Source organism: Ectobacillus panaciterrae DSM 19096 (assembly GCF_000430785.1).
Classification (GTDB): domain Bacteria; phylum Bacillota; class Bacilli; order Bacillales; family Bacillaceae_G; genus Ectobacillus; species Ectobacillus panaciterrae.
The window spans coordinates 1-8718 of the sequence record NZ_AUMR01000128.1 but is presented as its reverse complement, the minus strand read 5'-3'; the positions used below and the strand labels follow the sequence as shown (position 1 = coordinate 8718).

The window sequence follows — 8718 nt, the reverse complement described above, 5'->3', positions numbered from 1 at the left end:
TTATTCAGGCGCCAAAGATCGTTATTGAGCATCAGCATGCTCAGAGTGTCGTCAAGGCGCATGGTTATTGCACTTGCGATGGCCAACGTGATTGCGGTAATTTTGCGACTTCATTGAGCAACCTCCTTTCACATTAGATTATGAGTGAGTGCACACTCAAAAATACCTAGTTCTCACTCATTAATGAATAATATTACAGCATTTGGCTTTGAGTGAGTGCACACTCAAAAATAACCAGTGCTTACTCATTAATGAATAATATTACAGTATTTGACTTTGAGTGAGCGCACACTCAAAAATAACCAGTTCTCACTCATTAATGAATAATATTACAGTACTTGACTTCGAGTGAGCGCACACTCATAATAAGATCATAAACGGCTTTCAACGCCATGTCAATAGAGCGGGGGATAAACTTGGATTTAAAAAATAAAATAGTTGAAGCTACCGAGCGAGTATTATTAACGAACGGACTTGCCAAGACCACGACTAAGGAAATCGCTCGGGCAGCCGGTTGCTCCGAAGGATCGTTGTATAATCATTTTAGAAACAAGGAAGATATATTTCTCCATGTTTTACAGGGAAAATTGAAAAATCTGATGGGAACTTTAACATTGCTGCAAAGCCTTGCTGGTAAAGAAACGGTGCGGAGAAATCTGAACCAGGTGGCTCTTGCGGCGTTGGAAGATTATCATAGTTCGATGCCCTTAATCTGTTCTATTTTCTCGGAACCGGAAATATTGCTTCGCCATCGAGAAGATTTTACTCTACGAAATGAAAGTCCGTATAGTGCAAATGAGGCGGTGGAAGCTTATTTATTGAAAGAAAAAAATATTGGTAGAATCAGCAAGAAACTGAATCCAAGAGCTGTAGCGGATTTATTGCTGGGAAGTTGTTTTCAACGTACGTTCCAATTGAATTTTTCAGGTAAAGAGGAGTCGCAAGAAGAGCGGGTTGAATTTGTAAATCGTATTTTGGATACGTTATTTCCAGGACAAGCATAATAGTAAGAACATATTGGGGTAGCGTCCCGAAAATGCGGATTTGTGCGCCATGTCACTTGGCATTAGATCTCTTCCTCAAGGTGGTAACTCGTCAGCAGCCTATCCTACACAATGTTAAGGAATTTTCAATATTAAAAAGCGTAATTTCTCAATTTAATGCTGAGAAATTACGCTTTTTTGTTACTACATAAACGCGCCCGATTATAGAAGATGTTAATTGAAGATAAGCACTTTTACGGTCTTAAAGTGGAACATTCATATTTTGAGGTTTTCCCCATTAAACTTCGTAAGTTGGATTATATATGGAGACAACACAAAAAGTCGTTATTACCATGAATTTTCGTCTCAAGTACAATTTCATCACAAGATGGGCATAATTCTTTAGAGACCATCCAACCATTTCCTCGCATTTCCGTATCAATATATAGGTTTTGATTCAAAGAATTTTCTATCGTTTGTAAAGCATGGTGCTCGTCACACCCATTTGCGGTAATCTCGACATAAGTTCCAGGCTTTATCCTTATTAACATAAGATCTGAGTGAATTTTTTAAGTTAACAGAAACACCCTTGTACTGAAGGGATATTGTAGATTTGAACTTAGAAGCATCACTTACTATCAAGCATGCTGGATGAACAAATCCCGTAACTGCAATGATTTTAAATTGTTTTTAATCACTTTTCTTCCGCTCTTTTCGAGTTCTTCCTGAAAGGAATTTGTTTTCCATCTCTAAAGAACCCTCCAGAAGGTCCTTCAGGTCCTATCGTCGCTAACCAAAGGATAGACTCAGCAGCTTGTTTAGGAGTTCTTGGAGCCGATGGTCCACCCATATCTGAGCTTACCCATCCCGGATCGACCGCGTTTATTTTAATATCACCCTTGATTTCTGCAGCTACCAATCGTGTCAATCCATTTAGGGCAAGTTTAGACAACTTATAAGCTCCTACTCCTGGATATGACATTTCGCTCATCGCCCCATATTCTGAAGAAACATTAATAATTCTCCCATAACCTTGCTTTTCCATGAGTGGAATAAAGGAACGGATCACATGGTAAGCCCCAAAGAAATTAGTTGCCATCGTTTTCTCTAGAATGGACGGATCCATAGTCAATAACTTTTTATTCTCATCCAAATACACGCCTGCATTATTAATCAATACGTCTAATCTTCCATACCGCTCATTTACTGTAATCGCAGATTGACGGATGCTTTCTTGATTATCTACATCTATCACCACAAACGAAACGTCCAGATTTGACTCCCTTAGCTTTTGCGCTGCTTCATGACCCATCTCTGGATCCCGACTTGCCAAAATGACTCTAAAACCATTCAAAGCCAATTGTTTGACCAACTCATACCCAATTCCTCGATTCCCGCCGGTAACAAGGGCAACTTGTTTATCCTTTGACATTTAAATCCTCCATTTCTCGCCTAATAATAACTTTGGCTATAGGCTAGGGTAACTTTTAGATTTTTCGGCTTTTTAATTAAGGTAACACCTGGAAATTTTGTCAAAGAAAATTGGACAGGGATGATAAATCAATAATGATTAGAAAACTGTTATAGATTGTTGAATGAATACCTTATCTAGAAAGTTGTTTTGTAGGAGTATACATGTAGTTTCTTAACATAATAAATGCCAAACTTAATACCAACGATAATAATCCTACTAATACAACGTATTGTGTACCTAATTCTGAAATAAATAATCCACCTACAGCTGTACCAATTGTTGTTCCTAAGTTAACGGATGATAAAAATAATCCATTAGCGAAATCAGGAGCTTCTGGAGCTGCAGACGTAATCCAATATTGATTAATATTACCTCCTATACCAGCCAATATTCCCCAAACTAAAGTAATGATAGCCATAGGTAAAGTAAATTGTCCTAATAAGAATAATATGATGTAAACGGCTCCCAATGCAAAAGGAAACGATATTACAGACTTGATGGCATCTTTAGTAAGTAACTTCCCTGCCACAATGTTTCCAATAATATTTGCCCCCCCGAATATGACTAACATTAAACTAATTGATTTCCCAGAGGTATGCGTAACGGTTTTAAGATACTCAGCAAGATAACTATACACCCCAAATACTGCTGAATTTAGTAAAATGACAGCAACAATGGAAAGCCAAGTAATTGGTTTTTTTAATACCGATAATTGAGCTCCGTAAGAAAGTCTTTCTTTAACAGGCATAGAAGGGAAAAATACTAATGTAGCAATAAATACTATCGCGTTCACAATGGCAAAAAATGACATTGATATTTGAAACGAAACTGTACTAGCAAGAAAACTTGCGATTGGTACACCAAGTACCATACCCGCAGATACTCCAATAAAAACTTTTGAAACAGCTTTTGGAGCTTCTTCCTTGCGAACTGAGTTAGCAGCCATTGTAAAAGCTGCTGAAAAATAGATTGGATGAAAAATGGCTGGAATCACACGCGCAATTATTGCAATGGCATAGTTAGATGTAAATATAGAGACAATGTTACCTAGAACGAAAATACCAAGTACAAGTAACATTGCCGTCTTACGATTTATCCCCGAAAATAATAACGGCATCGTTGGACCAGATATTGAAACAGTAAGTGCGAAGAGACTCACTAGCCACCCGGCCTTAGATACACTGATATGAAAGTAATCAGCAATGTAGGGTAATATCCCTATAACCCCCATTTCAGTATTTATGATGCCGAAAGCCCCTATGGTCAATATAAATATAAGTAAATTATTTCGTTTAGACAAAAAAGCAACTCCTATCTTCAACTATTTACAATTAGGCAGGAACGTTTCTCCACATTCTTATGCAGGTTCAGACATTGTGTCAAAGCAAACTACTGAGACCTGAATTTCACCATATCCTACCTTCCGATAATTCAATATGATTCTCTTTTTCAATCATTTTTTTCAATTGTAACTTTAAAATCGCCATTTATACTTTTAAGTTTTTCTACTCCAGATACGATCTTACCTAATTTGATCAATCCATTTGAAAAACCATGATCCCCATAAAATAAAGTAATATTTCCCCAAGGAGAAAAATAAGCAAAATCTCCAACTGAAGGATCACTGCCAGATGGTGCGTCTTTAGTAGTTAATCTTTTGTCTAGGACACTAATTTTTTCGGTATTTGCATAATCTTTAAATATTACTGTTAATGGCAGTTGGTCTAAAAAATCTCTACTTGTTGGATTATCGTACAATTCCACAATTACTTTTTCGTTATTAAATGTCAATTTTACTCTAACGTCTTGCATATTATTTAGACCTCTATTATCAATTGGCGAATCTTCACTATTCTGATTGTTCGTTTTATCAGTTTTAACTACATTATTAGCACTTGAATTAGTATTTACAGTATCATTGCCCTTGGTGTTTTTTCATTATTACTACTGCCACAAGCTGTTAGAAACGTTGAAGTAGCCAGTATAGATAAAAGTGTCAATTTAAACCCTTTTCCCATCAATATGCCTCCTGATTTTTACTCATAATTGCTTGGAAAATAACATAAATGAGCAGGGACTATCCTTAAACTGTCATTAGTAAAAATTGCCCCCAACAAGCTATGGGGCAATTTTTTAACAGAGCATTATAAGAATAGTTATTTCTATAAATCGCAACATCGATTAGATAACTTGTTTTGTCGGCCGAATCAGGATTTCGCTTACCGAAACAGTCTCAGGTGTGCTAATCGCATAAACTACTGCATCTGCGATATCGCTTGATTTCAAAGAAAGACCTTCTCCTGTATCCATAAGATTCTTTACCCATTCTCGATCTTCAGGAGTATTAATTGTTGTATAAAGTTCAGTACTTACAGCACCTGGTGAAATTATAGTTGAACGAATATTATTTTCTCTTTCTTCCTGGCGCAATCCCTCCATAATCGCTCTAACTGCAAACTTAGTCCCACAGTATACAGCAGACCCTGGATAAACAACATGTCCAGCTACGGAATCAGTTGAAATAATGTGACCGGACTGTTGTTGCTTCATAATAGGTAATACAGCAGCAATTCCGTTTAATACACCCATGATATTGATGTCTAACATTTGACGCCATTCATCAAAACGTTTTTCTGAAAGTGGAGCAGTTGGCATGACCCCAGCATTGTTGTAGAGCACATCTACACGACCATACTTTTCGACTGCCAAATCTACAACTGCTTGTACTTCCTCTTTATCCGTTACATCTGCAACTGCATATGAAATTTCAGCATTTGGCAATGATTCAACAAGAGCTTTCAAGCGATCTTCACGACGAGCCGCAATGACTAATTTTGCTCCTTCTTGTGCAAGCTTCTTGGTAGTTGCTTCACCAATCCCACTTGATGCACCCATAATAATAACAACTTTATCTTGAATATTAGACATAATTAATTACTCCCTTTCTTATTTGTATTGAAAACAATTCTTTTGTATTATGGCCAACATTGACTTCACTCAAAAGAAAATCATCATTGATTGATTAATCAACATTTGTCTATTATCATTAAATAGAAACATGATGCATACAATGGTTAAATTAATGAAATTCGTTCATTATTGAACAAACCAATTAAAATTGTTGATTATCTTTAGAGAAGTTGGGTAACCTAAAAATGTCGAAAATAGATAGAAGAATACCCAAAAGCCAAGAAGCCACTAAAAAGCTCTTATTGAACTGATGTCTGAAAATCCAATCCAAAAATTCATTTGATATCCTTCACTTTTAAAGTTTGGAATTCTATTCAGACAAGAAAGTGTGAATCCCGACAAGATAAGCGGGATTCACACAGTGGGTTTCACCCAAAGTACCATTGGCACGCAAAGCTCTCTACGATCTTCCAACACAAGCCTTATTTTTTCTTCAGATTTTCTTTGAAGAAGGACTCGAGCTTGTCAAAAGGGATTAAATTCACCCGGTCATACAGATCCACATGACCTGCGCCCGGAACAATGTAGAGTTCCTTCGGTTCGGCCGCCAGCTTGTAGGCGTCTTCGCTGAACTCTCTGGAATGAGCGTTTTCACCCGTAATGAAAAGCATGGGACGAGGAGAAATCGTCTCTATGTCTGCGAACGGGTAAAAATTCATGAATTTGACGTTACTGGTAAGCGTCGGGTGTGTCGTGAGTTCAGGTGACGAGCTCTTGGGAGTGAATTCACCTCTTGGAGTGCGGTAGAAGTCATAAAACTCACGCTGGATGGGGTCAGTGTTTTCATTCAGTTCATGTACTGTCCCACTGGTGTATTTGGTTTTACCGCCTGTGAACTCCACATAGCGTTGCTCCGCTGCCTCTTCGAGAGTCTTCTTTCTCTGCTCGAGAGTCTGCGAGTGTTTAAGCCCGTTACGGTTGGCGGCACCCATGTCGTACATACTGACTGTCGCAATGGCTTTCAAGCGCGGGTCGATCTTGGCTGCGCTGATGGCAAAGCTCCCGCTGCCACAAATCCCGATAACACCAATCCGATCCCTGTCAACAAACGGCCGGGTGCCTAGGAAATCCACCGCAGCACTGAAATCCTCGGCATAGATATCCGGCGAAACAGCGTTGCGAGACTGACCCTCACTCTCTCCCCAGAAAGACAAATCAAAGGACAAAGTAACGAATCCCTGTTCAGCCATTTTCTGGGCATACAGATTCGCACTTTGTTCTTTTACTGCGCCCATAGGATGCCCGACAATGATCGCGGGATTTTTGGTGTTCTTCTTCAAACCTTTGGGAATAAAAAGATTCCCTACAACATTCATGTTGTATTGATTTTTAAACTCAACCTTCTTCATGGTTACCTTGTTGCTCTTGTAAAAGTTGTCTGCTCCATTGGACATGTCCGGCGTGTATGCAGCGACAACGCTGGTCTTGGATGCAACGCTGGTCGCGGATAAAAGCAAGCTCAGTGCTATCACTGTGAGTACACGCGTGATAATAGATTTTTTTTTCACTTTAAAATAACACCCTTTCAAATTCGGATAATCAGAGCATTTTCTTTTGTGATATAAGCCACCATATTACCTCCTTTGTTATTTATTCTAGCGTGCTTTTTATATATAACAAATACTCATATCTTATATCTAGATATGCTTTATAGGCATTTCTGAAACGTATATACTAAAACATTATAAAGGAGGAGTGATATATGGAATTTAGAGTTTTGCGATATTTTCTTACTGTTGCAAGAGAAGGAAGCATAACAGGTGCTGCTAATTTTTTGCATGTTACACAGCCGACCTTGTCAAGACAATTAAAAGAACTTGAACAAGAGTTAGGGAAAAAACTATTTATTCGCAGTAGTCACAGTATCATTCTTACAGATGAAGGAATGCTCCTGCGAAAGAGAGCAGAAGAAATCGTTGATATGGTCGATAAATTAGAGGCAGAATTTAATTCCATGGAAGAAACAATAAGTGGTGATGTTTATATAGGTGGTGGGGAAACAGACGCCATGAGACAGATTGCACGGGTAGTAAAAGATTTGCAGTTAAGTTATCCAAATATACGGTATCACCTCTACAGCGGAAACGAAGACGATGTGACTGAACGGCTTGACAAGGGATTGCTTGACTTTGGTATTTTAATTCAACCAGCTGATTTATCAAAATACAATTATATCAATATCCCAGTCAAAGATGTTTGGGGAGTTGTTATGAGGAAAGACAGTCCTCTTGCTTTCAAAGATACCATTCAAGCGGTGGATTTATTAAATGTTCCGCTAATCTGTTCACGACAGGCTATGAAGCAGACATTTTCTAAAAATGAATTTGCGGATTGGTTTGGTGAAGATTTTGATAAATTAAACGTCGTGACTACATACAATCTTGCATATAATGCTGCCATTATGGTTGATGAGGGCATTGGTTATGCAATAACCCTTGATAAAATAGTGAATACATCTAGTGATAGTAACCTTTGTTTTAGACCGCTAAAGCCAAGGCTTGAATCTGGCTTAAATATTGTTTGGAAAAAGCATCAGGTTTTTTCCGCTGCTGCTGATATGTTTTTAAAAGAAATTCAGGCGAAACTTTCAAATTCTTTATCAGATATATAGGATTTTCAGAACTTACACCTCTAGAATAAGCACTATTCAGACTTTCTGATTTGAGAGTCATTAAGCATTCTTTCAAAGAGTGCTTTTTTATTTCAAAAGAGAGCTATAACATCTGGTTTTCAACCATTTCTTATCGAACTAACCTGACCGTTAGCTTAAGTACATTTCTCCACAAACTTCACAATTCATTTAAAATGTTATTTAACAATCTGGCCCGATTATTGAATAACGTGACTGACATTATTAAGAAACTTTATTGCTTTTAAACGACTTATTATTCGTTGACAACTGTAACAAAAACGAACATTTATGTTACGTTTTCCATTTCAAAATACTAGTCTTAATAAACTTTGAATAACGGTGTAACAAAATACTGTCTCAAAAATAATTCGTAACATTATTGATTCCAGACCTTTTTGTTACAACAAAACATAGTTATTGGTAATAAAATACAGCCTATGACCCCAAATTACATGTATCTCGGTCGAACCCCTACACAGCATATCAAATCATTCGATATACGAGAAAAATAGAGAGCTGCCTTGCTAGGCAGCTCTTGTTTACATAATCAGTGTTATCGGAAGTAAAATTGGAGATATTAAAAATCACTTTTAGTTGATTAATAGTAAATATTTCCTTAGAAACGCCGTGGCAACAATCGGAGAGGGGGGGGAATAGGG

Annotated in this window: 7 protein-coding genes; 2 read left to right on the top strand and 5 right to left on the bottom strand. The window is 37.6% G+C overall.

The genetic code is table 11. The annotated features are described in order from the left end of the window. The first annotated feature begins 416 nt into the window (after positions 1–416). The gene (locus H540_RS30440) at positions 417–1004 is read left to right on the top strand and encodes a TetR/AcrR family transcriptional regulator (RefSeq protein ID WP_028402201.1); all 588 of its coding nucleotides are present in this window, start codon (positions 417–419) and stop codon (positions 1002–1004) included. Between the two features lie 673 nt (positions 1005–1677). On the opposite strand, the gene H540_RS0120605 is transcribed toward H540_RS30440, so the two are convergent. The 5 genes from H540_RS0120605 to H540_RS0120580 all read right to left on the bottom strand — a co-directional run bounded on the left by H540_RS0120605 (position 1678) and on the right by H540_RS0120580 (position 6935). Further along, positions 1678–2415 (bottom strand): SDR family oxidoreductase, encoded by a 738-nt coding sequence (locus H540_RS0120605; protein WP_028402200.1) that lies wholly within the window; start codon positions 2413–2415, stop codon positions 1678–1680. A gap of 172 nt (positions 2416–2587) precedes the next feature. Next, positions 2588–3757 (bottom strand): MFS transporter, encoded by a 1170-nt coding sequence (locus H540_RS0120600; RefSeq protein ID WP_028402199.1) that lies wholly within the window; start codon positions 3755–3757, stop codon positions 2588–2590. Between the two features lie 149 nt (positions 3758–3906). Then, positions 3907–4269, bottom strand: a complete 363-nt coding sequence (locus H540_RS0120595) for a cyclophilin-like fold protein (protein WP_028402198.1) — start codon at positions 4267–4269, stop codon at positions 3907–3909. A gap of 369 nt (positions 4270–4638) precedes the next feature. Next, positions 4639–5385 carry an SDR family oxidoreductase gene (locus H540_RS0120585; protein ID WP_028402197.1) on the bottom strand — a complete coding sequence of 249 codons (747 nt, stop codon included), beginning with the start codon at positions 5383–5385 and terminating at the stop codon, positions 4639–4641. 464 nt (positions 5386–5849) lie between these two features. Next, positions 5850–6935, bottom strand: coding sequence for an alpha/beta hydrolase (locus H540_RS0120580; RefSeq protein WP_028402196.1), 1086 nt, complete (start codon positions 6933–6935; stop codon positions 5850–5852). A gap of 194 nt (positions 6936–7129) precedes the next feature. Between H540_RS0120580 and H540_RS0120575 the strand changes: the two genes are divergently transcribed. Beyond that, positions 7130–8038 carry a LysR family transcriptional regulator gene (locus tag H540_RS0120575; protein ID WP_028402195.1) on the top strand — a complete coding sequence of 303 codons (909 nt, stop codon included), beginning with the start codon at positions 7130–7132 and terminating at the stop codon, positions 8036–8038. Positions 8039–8718: the final 680 nt, after the last annotated feature.